At 70.6% G+C, this 18505-nt stretch carries 12 protein-coding genes; 9 read left to right on the top strand and 3 right to left on the bottom strand.

Going from position 1 to position 18505, the window contains the following annotated elements; genetic code table 11:
* The first annotated feature begins 20 nt into the window (after positions 1 to 20).
* From rpe to AQJ58_RS14725, 3 genes are all read left to right on the top strand, one after another.
* Complete coding sequence (gene rpe / locus AQJ58_RS14735; protein WP_067249984.1) at positions 21 to 707, top strand: ribulose-phosphate 3-epimerase; 687 nt, start codon at positions 21 to 23, stop codon at positions 705 to 707.
* A gap of 149 nt (positions 708 to 856) precedes the next feature.
* The gene (locus tag AQJ58_RS14730; RefSeq protein WP_067249981.1) at positions 857 to 1900 is read left to right on the top strand and encodes a sugar-binding transcriptional regulator; all 1044 of its coding nucleotides are present in this window, start codon (positions 857 to 859) and stop codon (positions 1898 to 1900) included.
* A gap of 251 nt (positions 1901 to 2151) precedes the next feature.
* Positions 2152 to 4671, top strand: coding sequence for a hypothetical protein (locus AQJ58_RS14725; protein ID WP_067249979.1), 2520 nt, complete (start codon positions 2152 to 2154; stop codon positions 4669 to 4671).
* 42 nt (positions 4672 to 4713) lie between these two features.
* On the opposite strand, the gene AQJ58_RS14720 is transcribed toward AQJ58_RS14725, so the two are convergent.
* Complete coding sequence (locus AQJ58_RS14720; protein ID WP_067249977.1) at positions 4714 to 6792, bottom strand: hypothetical protein; 2079 nt, start codon at positions 6790 to 6792, stop codon at positions 4714 to 4716.
* On the bottom strand, positions 6789 to 7964 hold the full coding sequence (locus tag AQJ58_RS14715; RefSeq protein WP_067249974.1) for a toll/interleukin-1 receptor domain-containing protein: 1176 nt from the start codon (positions 7962 to 7964) through the stop codon (positions 6789 to 6791). The genes AQJ58_RS14720 and AQJ58_RS14715 overlap by 4 nt, the downstream gene beginning before the upstream one ends.
* Before the next feature lie 145 nt (positions 7965 to 8109).
* On the opposite strand from AQJ58_RS14715, the gene AQJ58_RS14710 reads away from it, so the two are divergent.
* The 3 genes from AQJ58_RS14710 (at position 8110) to AQJ58_RS14700 (ending at position 11981) form a co-directional block, all read left to right on the top strand.
* Positions 8110 to 9315 (top strand): CHAT domain-containing protein, encoded by a 1206-nt coding sequence (locus AQJ58_RS14710; protein ID WP_067249970.1) that lies wholly within the window; start codon positions 8110 to 8112, stop codon positions 9313 to 9315.
* A 114-nt stretch (positions 9316 to 9429) separates the two neighbouring features.
* Complete coding sequence (locus tag AQJ58_RS14705) at positions 9430 to 11430, top strand: tetratricopeptide repeat protein (protein WP_067249968.1); 2001 nt, start codon at positions 9430 to 9432, stop codon at positions 11428 to 11430.
* A gap of 95 nt (positions 11431 to 11525) precedes the next feature.
* The gene (locus tag AQJ58_RS14700) at positions 11526 to 11981 is read left to right on the top strand and encodes a hypothetical protein (RefSeq protein WP_067249966.1); all 456 of its coding nucleotides are present in this window, start codon (positions 11526 to 11528) and stop codon (positions 11979 to 11981) included.
* Here the strand turns inward: AQJ58_RS14700 and AQJ58_RS14695 are convergent.
* Positions 11975 to 12883, bottom strand: a complete 909-nt coding sequence (locus AQJ58_RS14695; RefSeq protein WP_079078928.1) for a TIR domain-containing protein — start codon at positions 12881 to 12883, stop codon at positions 11975 to 11977. The genes AQJ58_RS14700 and AQJ58_RS14695 overlap by 7 nt on opposite strands.
* 127 nt (positions 12884 to 13010) lie before the next feature.
* Here AQJ58_RS14695 and AQJ58_RS14690 point away from each other — a divergent pair, with 127 nt between their 5' ends.
* The 3 genes from AQJ58_RS14690 to AQJ58_RS14680 are packed head-to-tail and all read left to right on the top strand — an operon-like array spanning position 13011 to position 18410.
* Positions 13011 to 15146: a tetratricopeptide repeat protein gene (locus AQJ58_RS14690; protein ID WP_067249958.1), complete on the top strand. Its 2136-nt coding sequence runs from the start codon at positions 13011 to 13013 to the stop codon at positions 15144 to 15146.
* Positions 15147 to 15168: 22 nt separating this feature from the next.
* The gene (locus AQJ58_RS14685) at positions 15169 to 18105 is read left to right on the top strand and encodes a tetratricopeptide repeat protein (RefSeq protein ID WP_067249956.1); all 2937 of its coding nucleotides are present in this window, start codon (positions 15169 to 15171) and stop codon (positions 18103 to 18105) included.
* Positions 18102 to 18410 carry a barstar family protein gene (locus AQJ58_RS14680; RefSeq protein ID WP_067249953.1) on the top strand — a complete coding sequence of 103 codons (309 nt, stop codon included), beginning with the start codon at positions 18102 to 18104 and terminating at the stop codon, positions 18408 to 18410. Before AQJ58_RS14685 ends, AQJ58_RS14680 begins: the two co-directional genes overlap by 4 nt.
* Positions 18411 to 18505: the final 95 nt, after the last annotated feature.

Genomic DNA, 18505 nt, shown 5'->3' with positions numbered 1-18505 from the left:
GCACATGGCAGGCTTGGGGCATGGCCGCGCAGATCAACCCCAGCATCCTGTCCGCCGACTTCGCCCGCCTCGCGGACGAGGCCAAGGCGGTCGAAGGAGCCGACTGGCTTCACGTCGACGTCATGGACAACCATTTCGTCCCGAACCTCACGCTCGGTGTGCCGGTCGTGGAGTCCCTGGCCCGCGCGACGGACACTCCGCTGGACTGCCACCTGATGATCGAGGCCCCCGACCGCTGGGCCCCGCAGTATGTCGAGGCGGGTGCCTCGTCCGTCACGTTCCACGTCGAGGCGGCCGCCGCTCCTGTGCGGCTCGCCCGCGAGATCCGTGCGAAGGGCGCCCGTGCCTCCATGGCGCTCAAGCCCGCGACGCCCATCGAGCCGTACGAGGACCTGCTGCCCGAACTCGACATGCTGCTGATCATGACGGTCGAACCGGGCTTCGGGGGCCAGGCGTTCCTCGACATCATGCTTCCGAAGATCCGCCGCACCCGCGAGTTGATCAGCAAGCACGGCCTGGAGCTGTGGCTCCAGGTGGACGGCGGCGTCTCGGCCTCGACCATCGAGCGGTGCGCCGAGGCCGGCGCGGACGTCTTCGTCGCCGGATCGGCGGTGTACGGCGCCGCGGACCCCGCCGAGGCGGTCCGCGCCCTGCGCGCCCAGGCGGACGCGGCCACCGCGACGGCGAGCTGGGCCTGCGCCCACTGAACCACGGCCCTCTGAACAGCGGGCTGACACCATGCGTAGCCCACTGAATACGCATCCCGTGCGGCCATGGGGCCACAGCTACGTGAACGGCTCCCATCAGGGCTGATCCAGTGCGCCGGATCTGCGAGGATGAACGGCGTATCCAGAGTGTGAACAGCAGTGAGGAGATCGCCGTGTCGGGTATGTCGGCGGGCCGGTCAGCCATGCGGATGGGACCCGCAGAGCTGGTGCAGGCGGCGGCCATGGCCCGCCGCTTCTACCTCGAGGGCAAGTCCAAGATCCAGATCGCGGAGGAGTTCGGCGTCAGCCGCTTCAAGGTGGCACGGGTCCTGGAGACCGCCCTCGAACGGGATCTCGTTCGGATCGAGATCCGTGTCCCGGCCGAGCTGGACGCCGAGCGCTCCGACGCGCTCCGCGCCCGCTACGGCCTGCGGCACGCCGTGGTCGTCGAGTCGCCGGCGGAGGCCGAGGACTCGCCCGACCCCGAGAACCTGGGAGAGGTGGCCGCCGACCTGCTCGGCGAGCTGGTGAACGAGGGGGACGTCCTGGGCCTGGCCTGGGGCCGCTCCACCATCCACATGGCGGCGGCCCTGGACCGGCTGCCGCCCTGCACGGTGGTGCAGTTGACGGGCGTATACGACGCGGGGACCGCCGAGCGCGGCTCCGTCGAGGCCGTCCGCCGCGCCGCCCAGGTGTCCGGCGGCGACGCGCACCCCATCTACGCGCCGATGCTGCTGCAGGACGCGGCCACCGCGGCCGCGCTGCGCAACCAGACCGGGATCGCCCGGGCCTTCGAGTACTTCGACAAGGTCACGGTCGCCTGCGTCTCCATCGGCTCCTGGGAGCCCGGCATCTCCACGGTGCACGACATGCTCAGCGACGACGAGCGGGCCCACTACGCCTCGCTCGGTGTCGCCGCCGAGATGTCCGCGCACCTCTTCGACGCCGAGGGCCGCCGGGTCGGACGGGACCTGGGCGAGCGGTGCATCACGGTCAAGGCCGACCAGCTCCGCCGTATCCCCGAGGTGGTGGCGATCGCGGGCGGGCAGCGCAAGGCGGCGGCGATCGACGCGGTGCTGCGGTCCGGACTCGTCACCAGCCTGGTCACGGACACCTCCGCGGCCGACTATCTGATGACGGCGGGACCGGCCCCGAAGCCGGCACTCAACCGGGCGGACCCGGACGGGGTCTGAGGGTCGTCACCGTAGTCTGGCGGGGGCGGCCGTGGGCGGCACCGGCAACGGGCTGTTGAGGTCCGCCCCCGCACAGTCCGACCCCGCACCTCGCAGGGGAGGCACGGTCAGGGGGAGGCGCGGTGTGCGATCGCCAGAAAGAGGCGCATGCCGGTCGGGGCCGTGCGCAACGGGGAGGCCTCGCGGCGCGACGCGCTCGTTGGGTCGCGCGAGCGCTCGCCGAACACGCTCGCTACACCACGACCGGTGACGTGCGCGGTCTGCACAGGGCGGTGCGCGGACTGCGCATGGCCCGCCTCCTGACGCCTCGGGGACACACCGACCGGACGGCGCTGCTCACGAACCTGTCCGTCATGCTGCTGAGCCGCTTCGAGTACAGCGGACAGCGGCGCGATCTGCGGCGTGCCGTACGTCACGCTGAGACATCTCTGCGGACCATGCCCACGGGTCATCAAGACCGCGCGGCCGTGTTCGCCGGTCTCGCGGCCGCGCTGGAAGCACGCGCCGAGTGGGGTGGGTCGCCGGACGACCAGCATCGCGCGGTCGAACTGGGGCGACTCGCCGTGGCCGCCAGTTCCTCCGACCAGGCCGAGAGAGCCGGATATCTCTCCGACCTCGGCACGTCCCTGCAACGTCGTTTCCTGCGTACGGGCCGGCTCGCCGACCTGGACGAGGCCCTCCTTCTGGGCCGGGACGCCGTGGCCGCCGAGCGGGACGACGTCCGGCGGGCCCTCCTGTGGGCGAACCTGTCCAACGCGTTGAGACTGCGCTACGAACACGCAGGCCGCGTCGCCGACATCGACGATGCGATCGAGGCAGCGGAGCAGGCCGCCGAGGTGGACGCCCCGGATGTGTCGACCCGGGTCGCGCTGCTGACCAACAGCGCGGCGGCGCATCGGCTGCGCTTCGATCGCGTGGGCGACCCGGACGACCTTGCACGCGCCGTGAACCGCTATCGGTCGGCGCTGCGGGCGGCGGGCACCAACCCGGCGCTGCGCGCCGCCGTACTCACGGGACTGGGCGGAGCGCTCGCCGACCGCTTCGCCACGACTGGCGCCCGCGATGACCTGGACGAGGCGATCGGTCTGTGCCGTCAGACGTTGGCCGGTCTCGGCGCGGACGATCCGCTCCGTGCCCCGGCGGCCTCGGTGCTCGCCTCCGCCCTGCGCACGCGCTACCTCGCGACGGGAGCGGAGACCGATCTCGCCGCAGCCTTGGACGCCGGTCGTACGGCCGTCCGTGAGAGCCAACCCGACCAGCCCGAGCATGCCGCTCACCTGGCCAACCTCAGCCACGCCCTGCACGACCAGTTCGAGCGCTCCGGTGACGTCTCGGCCCTGGACGAGGCGATCACACTGTTGGCGTCGGTCGTCGACACCCTGCCCGAAGACCATGCGGTGCTGCCCCGCCATCGGGGCAACCTGGCAGCACTGCTGCAGACCCGGTTCGAGAACACGGGGCGGATCACCGACCTCCATGAGGCGCTCTCCGCGCTCACCCCCCCGGCCGCCGACGGCGAAAACCCGCAGATCGCGCTCCGGGACCAGCCGCGTCACGCCGCCGCGCGGGCTGATGCACTGGCCATGCGCCACCGCCTGACCGGAGATCTCACCGACCTCGACCAGGCCATCGCCAGTGCCCGTGAAGCGGTGGCCGCCGAGGTTCCCCCGGCCGAGGCCGCCCACTACCGCAGCGGTTTGGCCGCAGTCCTTCAGGCACGCCATGAACGCCGTGGCGAGCGGCGTGATCTCGACGAGGCCGTCCTGCACGCCCGTGCTGCCCTCGCGTCCACCGCGCGGCACGACACCGCCCGGGCCGAGCGGCTCTCCCGGCTCAGCCAGGCGCTTCTGGCGAGGGCGGAGCGCGACTCATCGGGTGAGAGGGATACCGCCGGACGATCCGACCTGGACGAGGCGGTCGAGCTGGCCGGAAAGGCCGTACGGAGTACCGGCCCCCGGCAGCCCGGACGCGCAGGGCTGTTGTCCAACCTGAGCGTCGCCCTGCTGACCCGGGCCGGCCTGGGCGGTGGCTCCACCGACCTCGACGACGCGGTCACCGCGGCCGAGGCGGCACTCGTGGCTACCCCCGCGCCGCACCCCGATCGGCCGAAGTACCTGTCCAACCTGGCCAATGCGCTGTGCGCCCGGCAGCAGGGGACGTCCGGATCCGCCGCCGACCTGGACGTCGCGGTCGGCCTTCTCCGTGAGGCCGTGGCCGGCAGCGAGCCGGACCACCCCGAACGGGCCGCGCTGCTGTCCAACCTTGCCGTCGCCCTGGAGAGCCGGCAGCACGAACTCGGAGACGAGGAGGACCAGGCCGAGGGCGTGGCCGCCTTGCGGGAGGCCGCCGGGACACGGAACGCCGCCGCCTGGGTGCGGCTGCGGGCCGCCGATGAATGGGCCGGCTGGGCCTGGAGGGCCGGGGAGTCCGCCCAGGCCGCGCTGGGCGGACTCGCCGCGGTTCGGCTTCTGCCGGAACTCGCCTGGCACGGAGTGGACCGGACCACCCGGGAGCGGCATCTGGACGACTGGAGCGGGCTGGCGTCCCGGGCTGCCGCAGCCGCGCTCGCCATCGACCGCCCCGAGGCGGCCCTCGAAGCTCTTGAGGCGGGGCGCGCTGTGCTGTGGACGCAGTTCCTCCAACAGACCGAGCCGTTGGACGAACTGGCTGCGTCCCACCGCGAACTCGCCGACGCGTTGCGCCGAGTCCGCCATCAACTGGACCAGTCCCGTGTCCGGTTCCCGCTGCTGCGGGGGCCGTACGCCGGGTAGCCCTGACCCGTACCCCGGAACGCCCGGCTTTCGGCCCCGTCGTCAGCTCCGGCTCAGCATCGACGCGGTGGCGGAGTTGACGTCGTCGAGTGCCCTTCGTATCTGCTCCAGACGCTCGGCGAGCCGGGGCGCGACGGCCCGCAGTGAGGCCGCGTCGTCACGCAGGTCGAGATGCTGCTTCCACAGCACGGCCCGCCCCTGCTCCAGGTGTCGCAGGGCGCGCTCCGGGTCGTGCACGGCCAGTCCGGCCGCGGCGGCCTCACCCGGCACGGGGGCCTGACGCATCAACGCGTGCTCCTGGTCCGACCGCCCCAGACCGTGCCAGGCGACGAGCGGCAGCAGCGCGCAGGCCTGGTCGTAGCCCTGGGCAGCGGAGTCCCAGACCTCCCGCCGCGCGGCGAACTCGGCCCACTGCCGCGCACAGGCCAGCCGGAGCGGCACGGGCGAACCCGTGGCTGCCGCGCCCGACGTCCACGCCTTGACGGCCGCGGCGGCCGCACCGGCGTCATCCTGCGCGTCGGATCTCGTCCGGTGGGCCGAGCCCAGGTTCAACGCGGCACCGGCCAGGGCCGGATGACTCTGCACCAGGGAGACGACGGCTTCGGTGCAGACCCGGATCGCCTCGTCCAGGTCGCCGGTCCGGCCGTCGTGTTCGAAGCGCCGCAACAGCACCAGTCCCAGCGTGCTGAGACCGCCCGGGCGGTTGTCGTGTCGGCCGACGTCCTGCGTGACCTCCCGGAGCACGGTGACGGCCAGGGAGAGGTCCTCGGTACTCGACGGTGCGTCCGTACGGAGCCGGTCGTCGAACCGGCTGAGGAGCGCAAGGGCGTAGTTGTTGGCGCGGTTCGCCCGCGCGGGGTGACCCTTCGGGGACAGCTCGACCGCGCGCCGCGCCGTGTCCACGGCGAGTTCGAGGTCGTCGCCGTCGTGCTCGATGTCCCCGCGCACGCGCAGGACGCTGCTCGCGTTGGACAGCAGCATGGCCAGGGAGACGGGATCGTCGGCGAGGGCTGCCTGGCTGCGCAGGGCCTGTCGGGCGGCCGCGGCCGAGCCGTCCAGATCGTCGTGGGCGCCCAGCAGTTCGAAGCGGTCGTGCAGCGTGGCGGCCAGGTTCTGCCAGCGGACGACGGCACTCGGGTCACCGGGAACGGTGGCTGCCACGGCTTCACGGCACGCGGCCACCGCCCCGTCGATGTCCCCGCGCGCATTGGCCAAAGTGGCGCGCACCGCACGGGCCATGCCCAGGTTCGTGTGGTGCTGCGCGTAGAATGGATCTCCGGGTGTGGCCGCGGCAGCGGCCTGCTCGCACAGGGCGACCGCGGTCTCGATGTCGTCTGCGTCCTCTGCGACGAGGAAGCGCATGGTCAGTGCCGCGCCCAGCTTGCCGAGCACGGTGGAGCGCAGTGGGTGTCCGTCCGGTGTGGCCTCGACGGCGGCTTCGTGGGCGCAGACCCCCGCCTCCAGGTCGTCGGCGCGGCCGAGACGCTCGAAGCGGGCGAGCAGGGAATCCGCGAAGTTGGCCAGACAACCGGCCAGGTCCGCTGCCCCCGGTGGGCATTGGGAGACAGCCTGCGCTCCGGTGGAGACGGCACGGTCCAGTTCGCCCGTGCCGAGGCGTTCCGCCCGCATCCGGTACGCCAGGCCCAGGTTGGACAGCCGAGCGGCGAGCACGTCGCTCTCGTCCGGGGTGGCACGGACCGCGTCCTCCAGGAGGCTCACCGCCCGGTTCAGCGTCTCCGGGGCGGGATCCGTGCGGGCCCGGCCGAGGGCGTCGGCGCCGAGCAGGGCCAGCCCGTCGTCGACACCCGCTTCGAGCGCGGCGAAGACGTCGTCCGCCACCAGGTAGGGCGAGGCGAGGCGTACTTCGGTCAGGAGCCGCAGCGCCACGAGCCGTTCCTCCTCGTCGACCCCTGCCAGAAAGCGCAGGGCCCGCAGGACGCCGATGGCGTGGACGACCTCGACCGGTGCTGTGCCGTCGGGCCCGGTCGATACGCGCAGGAGGAGGTCGGCTTCACTGAGTGCGCCCGGATCGAGCAGGACGTCACGGTCACCCGCACCGCCCGCCTGGACGCGTTGCCACAAGGCGCCCAGCAGGGCTTCCGCGTCTCCCCGGTCCGTCACGAGGCGGTGTCCTCGTGCAGCAGAACCTCCAGTAGGTCGGCGGCGCCGTCCTGGGTAATGCTGTCCACCACGTAGTGATCGGCCGTCCAGGGCGTGAAACTCAGCGGAATCTCCTCCGGCGACCGACCCGGCAGCACGACGGGCAGGATCTTCTCCATCCACCTGTCCGGGTCGGCGTGCTGCAGATCGACCAGGCGCCGGTACTCGGAGCGCAGGCCGAGGCGTGTTCCCTCCGGCAGAGTGCCGTCGCCGGCCCGGCGGTAGGAGGGGGAGGCGATGACCAGGACGAAATCCGCGCGCAGAATCCGCCGGTTGACCCAGGTCTCCCAGTTCCGGCGTCTGTGCAGTCGCTCCTGGTCGAAGTCGACGTCGAGGCCGTTGGCCACGAGCAACTCGTACAACTGGCGTACGGCTGCCTTGTGGGCCTCGGACTCGTGGGCGTACGAGAGGAAGACGCGTCTCCCGGAGCCTCGTGGCCGGCTGCGGGTGCCTGTGGGGGCGGCGGTGGCGGTCCGGCCGGTGGATGCCGGGGGGAGGCGTACGCGGAAGGCGTCGTCGCGGGATGAGGGACGCAGTCGCAGGTCGGGATCGAGCTCGATGTCGTATCTGCCGTCGGCGGTCACCTGAACCTCCTCGCACTCGGCCGGCAGGACGAGAGCGAAGCAACCGGAGTGCGATCCGGCGAGGACCTTGCCGGAATGCCGCCACTTGACGAGATCGCCACCGAGCCCGAAGCAGTCGATCCGAGGGGTGATCGCGGGCATCGCGATGTTCGTCGCGGGGGACTCGGGCGGCCAGCCCTGGCTGTCCCCGTTCCGTTGTACGAAGTGGAGCTGAGAAGTCAGGGCGTACACTTCCGGCCCCGACGGCGAGGTCACGTTCCGGGGCACGGCGTCGATGACGACGGCTTCCTGCACGAAGCCGAACCCGACCTCGGCCCAGTCGAGGTCGGGGGCGTCGGCGTCCAGGGTGAACTCGTAGTTCGCCCGCACCAGATACGCGGCCTGCCCGTCCCACTCGGGCGGTGTGGGGGTCAGACGGTGGATTTGCCAGGCACGTAACTGGATCACCCCGATGGCGATCTTGTTGGGGGCGGTCTCCACCGACTTGGTCGACGGGGTCAGGTAGAGCGGAATGTCACCGAGGCTGTCCCGATCACTGAGTGCGTCCATGGTTTTTTCTCCATATGCCGACTTCTCTGGCGCAGCCGCACAGTACGGTAATTGCCAGTCAAACGGTGCAGGAATCGAGTCGGACGGGCCGGTGCACGTGACCGCTGACGCATGGGAACGCCATTCGCGACAGGTCGATCGCCGGATGGCTCTGGCCAAGGAGTGGGACGACCTGGTCGAACAGGTCCGCGCGCTCGATGGCTTCCAGGACTTCCTGCGGCCGCCACCCCTCGAATCCCTGCTCCGGGCGGCCCGGAACGGGCCTGTCGTGGTCGTGAACGTCAGCCGGTGGCGCTGTGACGCGCTGATCGTCCGCAGTCAGGGCCTGACGACGCTGCCTCTGCCCGACCTCACCGCGGACGAGGTCTCCCGCAGAGTGACCGACTATCTGCGGGTGCTCCAGGACGGGCTGCCCACCGTGCCGGGGATGTCGTTCCGAGAGGCCATCGAGGCTCGGCGACAGGCGCGCCGGGAGCGCGAGGACGTGCTGCGCTCGACCATGGAGTGGCTGTGGGACGCGGTCACCGGCCCTGTGCTGACAGCCTTGGGCATCACCGGCAGTCCCGCACCCGGCGAGGCCCCGGCCCGCGTGTGGTGGTGTCCGACGGGACTGCTCAGCCTGCTGCCCCTGCACGGGGGCGGATACCACTCGGCTGCGGACGGGCGTGCGGTCGTCGACCGTGTGGTGTCGTCCTACACACCGACCCTCAGGGCTCTGAGCGAAGCTTCCAAGCCCCTGCGTGAGCAGGCCGACCGCTCCCGGCAACTGTTGTTCGTGGGCGTGCCCGACGCGGTGGACCAGCTCCAGCTCGTCGAGGACGTCGCACGGGAGCACGACTTCCTGGACGCGCGGTTCCCCGGCGGCCTCAAGGTCGTCGAGGGTTCGGACGCCACGGTGGAGCGTGTGCAGGCGGCGCTGTCCGGGCATCGCTGGGTCCACCTCAGCTGCCATGGACGGCAGAACCTCCACGATCCCTCCGCCGCCGGACTCGTTCTCTCGGACGGGGTCCTCACCGTCACGCGTCTCAGCTCCGCCCGCTACGCCGGGGACTTCGCCTTCCTTTCGGCGTGCCGGACCGCCACCGGTGGTGTCAACCTGCCGGACGAGGCGATCACCTTGGCCGCCGCCCTCAACTACACGGGGTACCGCCATGTCGTGGCGACGCTCTGGTCGGTGGACCCGACCGTCGCCGCGGACGTGACGACCGCCGTCTACCCCGCGTTGATCGACGAGAAGGGCCGGTTCCGCCCGGAGCGCGCCGCATTCGCCGTACACACGGCCGTGCGGTCCCTGCGGGCCGACGGACGCGCCTTGGACGACTGGCTGCCGTTCACCCACACCGGCCCGTGAGCCCGCACCGCAGGAACGGAGAGGACCCTGGACGACCGGAACGGACCGAAACCGGGCGGAGCCCGCGCTCCGCGGGAACCGCTCGACGAGGCGCGCGCACGGATCAGCGCGTATGTGACCGAGGGGCACGGAGACGGACTGACGGGACCGGACGTCCCAAAACTGGCCGAGCGGCTGTGGACGCGGGCGAGGGACGAGGACGGCGGAGTGCCGCTGGAAGTGGCCGTGACCGTCGCCGAGTTGTACTGGCGGCGCCACCAGGCGAGCGGTGCCCCGGACACCGACGGCGAGGATTTGGGGCATGCCGTCGCTCTCTACACCATGATTGCGGAGGTGGCCGCCGACGCCGTCCCCGAGCCGCTGCGGCCGCTCGTTGCCCAAGCCACGGCGCAGGTCGCGGACGGCAGGTCGCTCGACTCGACGGATGATCTGCTGAACCGGGCGGTCGACCGGCTGGAGGCCGCGGTGAGCGGCGATCCCGCCGCGCACCTCGACGAGGCGATCGGCCTCTTCCGGTCCGCGGTGGAGGACGAACGCAGGCTCCCCGAGGGCGACGCCCGTCGTGCTGCGGCCCTGTCCAACCTGGGGATGGCCCTGCGGAAGCGGGCGGAAAGGACGGAGCACGGCGGGCGCGCCGACGTCGACGAGTCCGTACGCGTCTCCCGCGAGGCCTTGGCGCACGGCGACGGTGACGACCGCGCCGCGTACCTCGGCAATCTGATGACCAGCCTCGGGACCCGGTACGCCTGGACCGGGGCCGAAGCGGATCTCGACGAAGCCGTCCTCATCGGTGAGGAGGCCCTGGCCTGCACCCCCCCTGACGAACCGCGGTGGGCCACGCACGCCTCCAACCTCAGCGGACTGCTGCGCATCCGCTTCGACGTCCGCGGCACCGGGCCCGATCTGGACGAGGCGGTGCGGCTGAGCGAGCGGGCGGCCCGGGCCACCCCGGACCACGACCCCGCCCGGTCCCTTCGCTGGTCGAATCTGAGCAACGCGCTCGCCGCACGTTTCGATCTGCGCAGGAGCCCGGACGACCTGGACGACGCCGTGGACGCCGGGCGCCGGGCGGTCCAGGCGGTCACCGCACAGCCAGGGCTCCAGGCGCCGGTCGTGGCCAACCTGGGCAACCTGTTGCTGACGCGCTTCGAGCACTGGGGCGAGACGGCGGACCTCGACGAGGCGATCGGGCGGGGGCGCGACGCCCTGGCCGCGGGCCATGTCGGGGCGCCCGCAGAGGCTGCCCTGCGCTCGAATCTCGGCAACGCCCACCGCAGCCGTTTCGACAGCGTCCGGGACCCACAGGACCTCGTCCTGGCCCTGTCGATGACCCGAGAGGCTGCGGCGGCCACGGGGGAGGACGAACCGCAGCGGGCGAGCAGGTGGTCCAACCTCGCCATGGCCCTCATGTCCGCGTACGAGTACTCCCGCGACCCGGCCTACCTCGAAGAGGCGATCGAGGCGGGCCGTACCGCTGTCGAGGCCACCGGAGCCGATGAGCTCCGGACCTCCAAGTACCTCTCCAACGTGGCGATCCTGCTGGCCACCCGCAAGGCGCCGGGCGATCTGGAGGAAGCCGTGGGAGCAGCGACCTCCGCCGTCACCATGCTGTCGCCCGACGACCCCGCTCGCGCGATCCGTCTCGTCAACCTCGCAGGCGTCCTGCTCGACGGCGTACCGGAGGCCCACGACGAGCGGGCTTCCCGCAGAGCCGCGTACGAGCGCTATCGGGAGGCGTCGGCACTGGTGACCGCGGCGACGTCGGTGCGGCTGATGGCCGCTCAACGGGCAGGCGACCGGGCCGCTGCGGATGGGGACTGGACCTCGGCCCTCGCGTCCTACGAGGACGCCGTTGCGCTGTTGGAGCGGCTGGTCAGCCGCCGTATTTCCCGCCGCAGCAGGGAGAGGCAACTGTCCGGTCATGTCCACCTCGCGGGGGACGCGGCGGCCGGCGCTCTGCGGGGCGGGGCGCCGGAGCGGGCGGTCGCTCTTCTGGAGCGGGGCAGAGGAGTGCTCTGGTCCCAGATACTCGACCTGGTACCCGATCCGGAGTTCGCGGCCCGTCATCCGGAACTGGCCGGGCGTCTGGCCGACGTGGCCTCGGCCCTGGACTGATCGGCCGGTGCGCGGGAACCGACGGCCGTGTTTTGATCGTTTTCTATCGGTGAGTAAAACGTTGCAGATCGTATCGAGGGCATAGGTGGTGGCTGATGGATCCGGTGTCACTGGGGTTGCTGGCGGCACTCGCCGGCGGGGCCGGCGGGGAACTCGGACGCGAGGCGTGGGCGGGGCTGACCGCACTCGTGAGGCGTCCCTTCCGGCGTGGCGAGGACACCGACGCAGTGCCGGCGGTCAGTTCGGGTGAGGCGGAGCTGACCCGGCTCGCGCAGGACCCCGCCGACCAGAGCAGCGCCCAGGCGCTGAGCACGGCTCTGGCGGTCCGGGCCGCGGTGGACTCCGACTTCCACACGGCCCTGGTGGACTGGCTCCGGCAGGCGCAGGCGGTGCGCGGGGACGAGGGAGCGGTGACCAACACGATCAGTGGCGGCACTCAGTACGGACCGGTACTGCAGGGTCGGGACTTCACCGGCCTGACATTCACCTCCGCCCCCACGCCGCCCGGGCCGACCGGCAACGGAGGTGAGCGGGGCGGGACCTCTCAGTGAGCGTCGTCGACCTGCTGTACCTGGTCGACGATCCGGTTCCACAGATGCTCGAACAACTCCGCCTTCGTGTATGACCGCACGCTGGGGGCCGTACCGAAGACCGACAGATCCTGCACCTCGAGTGTGACCGCTCCGGTCGCACGGTCGAAGACGACCCGGGCCGTGCCGTTGCTGCCGTTGCGGCCGCTCGACCAACCGCGCTGGACCAGCACGAAGTTGAGCACGTCGTCACGGCCCATGCCGCCGAGCTGGATGTCGATGCCGTACAGGGTTCTCCCCTGCCGCTCTACGCGAACCCGAAGTTCGGACTCGGAGTTGCGGACGGTGCACACGAACCCGGACTTCTCCATCAGCGGCGCGGCGACCTTGAACTGCTCGGTGAGATAGCGGAACGACCGTTCGAGCTCACGGTACTTGCTGAAGTCCGCGGGTGTGGTGACGGGCACGCGCAATGACCGGGGCGCTGTGGCGACGGAGCGCTTGATCCGCTGTGCGAAGGCCTGCGCAAGCTGATCCGGGGTGTAGTCCTCGCACCGCAGCAGTCCGACGGCCGGGCTCAGCAGTTCAGCCGGGATGACCACGTCCCCGAACGTGACCGGGAGGATGAAGTCGTCCGGGTTTTCGATCGCGGGTACGAGCATCGCCCTGTACTCGTCCATCGGGTAGGGCTTTGACAGGTAATCCGTTGAAAAGAAGGGGGCGACATACCGTGCCTGACTGCCGTTGTACGCTTTACGAAATCCAGTGATCAGATTGCGCCCCCACAGATTGATCGATCGGTCACTGTCGTAAAGTACGGTCAATTGGCGTTTCCTGCATGCCTCAACCACTTGTTCGACATAGGGGCGCTGCTCTCCGGCGAAGGAAACGGCAAGATCGTAGACGTGGTTCTCGTGATTCATGAAATGAGCCTACGATGCCTCCCGCTCGAGCTGCTCGCTTCGACGCCGCAGGTGTCATGAGACAGCGCCCAGGGGAGGAGAACTGCGTGATCGGTGACTGGACTTGGCCTGGGGAAAGGAGGGAACGGTGACGTCCGAGCCCGTACCCGGTGCGGACAACAGGATCAGTGGCGGGACGTTCCACGGCCCGGTCATCCAGGCGGGCAGCATCGGCAGCGTCACGCTCACCGCTCCGTCGGCACCGGCTCTTCCGCTGGGCGTGCCGGCTGCGCCCTCGTCCGTCTTCATAGGCCGGGACGCCGAGTTGGCCGCTCTTCTGGACGTGGTACGGCCGGACAGAGCGGCAGGCCGCGTGGGACTGGTGAGTGGTCCCGCGGGCGTGGGAAAGAGTGAACTGCTGCTGCACGCCGCTCACACCGCGCTGGAGCGCGGCTGGTTTCCCGGCGGAGTCCTCTCCATCGACCTCCAGGGATACACGGACGGCCTGCCGCAGCTCAGCGCCGGCGAGGCCCTCGGGCGTCTGCTGCACCGGCTGGGGCTGTCGGCGCATGCCATCCCCGGCCACGTGGAGGACCGTGCCGCCACCTACCGGGAGTGCATCAAGGAACGCTCGGTGCTGGTGCTGCTCGACAACGCCGGCGACAGCGCACAGGTCGGCCCACTGCTGCCGTCCGGCGACTGCGCCGCCCTGGTGACAAGCCGTCACCGACTCCCTGCGCTGGATGACGTACAGCGGATCACACTCGACGCCCTGTCCTCCGAGTCGGCCTGTGAACTCCTCCTCGCTGCGGCCTCGCCCGACGCGGAGACGGAGGCCCGTATACGGGCGGTCCGGTCGCACGCGCGTAAAATCGCTGCGCAGTGCGGGGGGCTGCCGCTGGCCCTGCGCGTCGCGGCCGCGCGGGTCAGGGGGGAGCCGCCGGAGGAGTTCGCGGAGCTCGCCGAGTGGCTGGACGACGAACGGAAGAGACTGGTGGAACTGGACGACGGCGAGCGCACGGTCACCGCTGCGTTCCGAGCCTCGTACAACCGCCTCGGTGACGACCAGCGGCTGCTGTTCTGCCTCGTCGGTCTGCATCCCGGGCCCCGGATCGACGTCCATGCCGCCGCCGCTCTCGCCGACCTGCCGGTACGCGACGTACGGCGTCTGATGCAGGACCTGCGCAACTCCCATCTCATTGCACGGGACGGCGTCGGCCACTACCGGCTGCACGACCTGCTCCACGACTACGCCCGGACCCGCGCCCACGAGGACGTCGCCGAGGATGTCGTACGGGCGGCCCTGGACCGGCTCATCGACTACTACCTGTACACCGCCGACCGCGCCGATCTGGCGGTGGCGCCGGGACGCTACCGCCTGCCGCACTCGGTGGCCAGACCCCCGCACCTGACGCCGGACGTCGACGAACGAACAGCCGCGCTGGCCTGGTTCGCCGACGAACTGCCCCATCTCACCGCGGCGCTCAGAATCGCCGCGACCACTGCGGAGCCCTCCCGTTGCTGGCTGCTGGCCGACGCGCTGCGTGGCTACTTCTTCCACGTCAAGGCTTGGGACAGCTGGCTGGACACCCTCCAGATGGCGCTCGACGTGGCGACGGCCGCGGGAGAGTCGCGCGTGCAGGGGATTCTGCACAACAGCATGGGCATCGCCCTCATCGAACTGGACCGGTCGCCCGACGCGGCCCGGCACTACAGAGCGGCGGAGCAGCTCTTCGAGGCAGCGGGCGATGCGCACGGGGTCGCCACATCGGTGGAGAACCATGCCTGGGTGCATCAGTACGCGGGCGATCACGAGGCGGCCCTCGCCGACCATCAGAAGGCGCTCGATGTCTACCTGGGCCTGGGAGCCCGGCGCAACGTGGCGATCGTGCTGCGGGGCATGGCTCTGGCGGAGGTCGAACTCGGCCGGACCGAGTCTGCGATCGCGCGGCTGACGCAGGCGCTCGAGGTCTTCCTGGAGCTGGGACTGGACCTCGACGCCACCATGGCTTTGAACGGGCTGGGCGAGGCACACACAAGGTCCGGTGACGCTGCGGCGGCACGTCGGCACCATCTGCTGGCGCTGCGTCAGAGCAGAGCCTGCGGAAGCGCCTTCGAGGAGGCCCGCGCCCGCGACGGACTCGGCACGCTCAGCGCGGCGGTCAATCCGGCCCGCGCCGCACACCACTGGCGGCGAGCGCTGATCCACTACGAGGCCCTGCGTTCCCCCGCGGCGACGAAGGTCCGGGCCCGCCTGGACGCGCTGCCCGGGTTCATTTCGTGACCTGAACAAAAGAGGTGGCCCCGTGCGATCGGATGCCAGGCATGTCGAGGACTTCGATGTCTTCTTCTGCTATTCCTGGAAGGACAAGTCCCGAGCCGACGCACTGGTCCGGCTTCTGACGGAACAGAGTCTGGATGGCAGGCCGTTGCGCGTTTTCCAGGACCATCGCGCCCTCGAGGACTACGACACGATCTCCGAATCCGTGCAGGAGGGGCTGCGGCGCTCGCGGTGCCTGGTGGTTCTCTATTCCGAAAAGACGCTGAAGAGTTACTACTGCCGAGGAGAACTGCGCTATGCGCTCTCGGCCGCCCAGCACTTGGACGGCTCGACCGAGCGGGTGATGCCGATCCTCCACCACACACGGTACGAGGATGTGCGGCCGCAGGCCCTGGCCTCCGGCAGACTGCCCGACACGCGAACGTCCTCCGACTTGGATCTCGTCGGGTCGGTCGTCGCTCGCGTCCGGCAGACCGACGCCCGTAGGTTCGGTGACGCGCCCGCGCCGAGGGAACCCGACTGGTACCCGTCGCCCCTGGTCGGCAACCGGGCGTTCCGTGGCAGGGACGTCGAACTCTTCGAGGTCCATGACGCTCTGCGTACACACCGGGAACCGGGTGTCGGAGGGGTGCCGGTGGCACGCGTCGTCGGTCTCGGAGGCCAGGGCAAGACAACGCTCGCCGAGCAGTACGCGCGGGAGTTCGCGACGGATTACCCCGGTGGTGTCTTCGTGCTGCGCGGCTTCGGAAGTCACCTCGCCGGTCGGGCCGACGGCCATTACGTGCGGGCACGCCACGCCGACCAGGTTGTGCAATTCGCCGGGGCGATGAGTGTGCCCGGCCTGGACGGACTGGACAGGCCCGCCATATTGAGCGCCTTCCGCGAACATCTCCGGCGCCGTGCGCAGCCCTACCTCTGGATCATCGACGATCTTCCCGCGGCCCTGGACGAGAACACCTTCCGCGCCCTGCTCGCTCCGACCGCGGACGGGCACACACTCGTGACGACCCGGTACCGGTCCGCTGCCGCGGAGTACCCCTGGGGAGGCGAGGTCCACCTCGGCGCACTGGACGCCGGCGCGGCTCTGAGTCTGCTCACCAGCCATGTCCTGCCACCCGACCGCAGAGAGGTGACGTCGGCCCTGGCGGTGGCCGAGCGTCTCGGTCACCATGCTCAGGCCGTCGCCGTGGCCGCCTGCCTTGTGACCGACCCGGAGCAAGGAGGCTTCAGCGGACTGCTGGAGGCGATCGGCACACCGGGACCGGATGCCATGGAACTCGCCTCCCATCTCGGGCAGGACCTCCCCACCGGCTACGGCGCGAGCATCGCCTCCACCATGCTGCGCAGCATCGACCGCCTCAACGACCACGGGCGCGAGGTGCTCCGGGTCGCGAGTCTGCTCGCTCCGACTCCGCTGCCGCAGCGGCTGCTGGAGGGCACCGTCGAACGCACCGATGGCAGTGCACCGTCCGAGGCCCGCGCAGTCGTCGGCGCAGGCTTCGCGAGCGCCGTCAGCCGCTCCCTCGCCGAGTCTCTGCTCCCGGGGGCCGTGGACGGTGAGGGGCTGTGGACCGTGCACACACTCGTGAGCCGCACTCTGCGCTTCGCCGACACCGACCTCCGCCGCCGGGACAGCCTGCGGCAAGGTGCTCTCCGGGAACTGACGGAGGTGCTCGAAGAGAGCAAGAGTCATTTCGTCCACCGGACACTGACCCACCACCTGCCCCATGTGCAGGAACTCCTGCACAGCATGGAGGGCGAGGACATCTGGCACCTGGCCAACGAAGCGAGCCGGGTGTACGCGGAGCTGGGGGACGGCAGGGGAGCCCTGGCCCTCTACCAGCGGCTCCACGAGGCGTCTTCCGGAGTGCTGGGATCGCACCACCCGATCACCTTGAAAACACTCGCGGGGCTGGGTATCGCGCAGGGACTGGTCGGCGACCACGATGCCGCACTGGCGTGCAAACGCCAGGCGTACCGAGGACTGGCCGCAGTGCTCGGCGAACACGATCCGGACGTGCTCACCGCGCGGAACAACGTGGCCGTGACCCTGAGTGACCTGGGTGACTCGGCAGCGGCTCGTGACGAGTACGCCGAGATCTACCGCATCCGGCGCAGAGTGCTGAACGTGCAGCACGCGGACACCCTCATGGCCCTGAGCAACTACGCGATCGAGGTCGGCAGAGGCGGAAACCACCGACTCGCCCACCGTCTTAAGCACATCGTCCACGTGCGCAGCCGCGCGATCCACGGGGAGCGGGATCCGAGGACGCTCGACGCGCTGCACAACCTGGCCGCCGGCACGGCGGCCCTGGGGCACCGGTCCACGGCACACGATCTGCTCCTCGAGGTCACCGCCTCACGCCGGGACGTCCTCGGAGCGAACCATGTGGACACGCTCACCTCTCAGGAGGGCGCGGCCGTGACGTCAGGGTCGAGGGACGAGGCCCTCGGTCTGCTGCGAGACGCCTACCGGGTTCGCCTGGACGTGCAGGGACCCGCGCATCCTGACGCGGCGCGCACTCTGATCATGCTGTTGGAGTGGAGCCTGCCCAGGGACAGCGTCGCGTCGGCGCGAGCACGGACCGGCTCCGGCGGGCCGGAGGACGATGCCGTCCTCGCCGGCCTCCTCGCGCTCGACCTGCAGGAAAGACGGGTCGCCGAACTGGGCGAAGACCATGTCGAGACCGCCGTGGCCACCTGCCACCTCGCACACGCCCTCGCCCTGCAGGGTCCGGGGATGAACGCGGGTCTGCTGATCGACGACGCTGTCACTGGCCTGGCCTGGCCGGGACACAGGGCACAGCCTCCCCGTGGACGCGCAGCGCGAGAATCCTCCAGACGTGGATTCACGACGTGGAAGAAGGAGACTGACCGGGCTCGGCGCGTTGTCAGCGGGTGCGGGGGAGAGGTCTACTACAGCGACGATCACGACGACTTGCTCAGGACGGTGCCTGGATGACGGAGCACGTGCTCACGCTGGACCTCGACGGGGTTGTCGACAAGGCGGCCCTGATGGACCGCTGCGTCCGGGACCTCGAACTGCCCGACCGGTTCGGCCGCAACTGGGACGCCCTCGCCGACAGCCTCACCGACCTGCCGTACGGGCCCGAGTCCGGGCCGGTGCTGGTCGTCGTACGGAACTGGCAGCCGTACGCGAAGGCGCGGCCGGAGGAGTGGGAGATCGCGCAGGAGGTGTTCTCCTCGGCGGTGAACCGGGTGCCGGAGCTCTCCGTGGTGCTGGCTCTCGGGGGAGTTCCCCGGTGATCCCCCGGAGGATCTCTCGGAGGATCCTCCCAAGCGTCTCCGAGCAGCTTGGACGTTCCGTCCGGGGATCGCGTTACGGTCGTCATGGGACAATG

The sequence above is a fragment of the Streptomyces sp. DSM 15324 genome (genome assembly GCF_001514285.1).
In the GTDB taxonomy this organism is placed as follows: Bacteria; Actinomycetota; Actinomycetes; order Streptomycetales; family Streptomycetaceae; genus Streptomyces.
Note: the sequence above shows the minus strand (reverse complement) of the source record. Positions and strands in the feature narration are given on the sequence as shown.

What these genes read in the sequence shown, in the direction of transcription:
- rpe (WP_067249984.1), top strand. Translation starts at nt 21, where the DNA reads ATGGCCGCGCAGATCAACCCCAGCATCCTGTCCGCCGACTTCGCCCGC.
- AQJ58_RS14695 (WP_079078928.1), bottom strand. Translation starts at nt 12,883, where the DNA reads ATGAATCACGAGAACCACGTCTACGATCTTGCCGTTTCCTTCGCCGGA.
- AQJ58_RS14715 (WP_067249974.1), bottom strand. Translation starts at nt 7,964, where the DNA reads ATGGACGCACTCAGTGATCGGGACAGCCTCGGTGACATTCCGCTCTAC.
- AQJ58_RS14680 (WP_067249953.1), top strand. Translation starts at nt 18,102, where the DNA reads ATGACGGAGCACGTGCTCACGCTGGACCTCGACGGGGTTGTCGACAAG.
- AQJ58_RS14700 (WP_067249966.1), top strand. Translation starts at nt 11,526, where the DNA reads ATGGATCCGGTGTCACTGGGGTTGCTGGCGGCACTCGCCGGCGGGGCC.
- AQJ58_RS14710 (WP_067249970.1), top strand. Translation starts at nt 8,110, where the DNA reads ATGGCTCTGGCCAAGGAGTGGGACGACCTGGTCGAACAGGTCCGCGCG.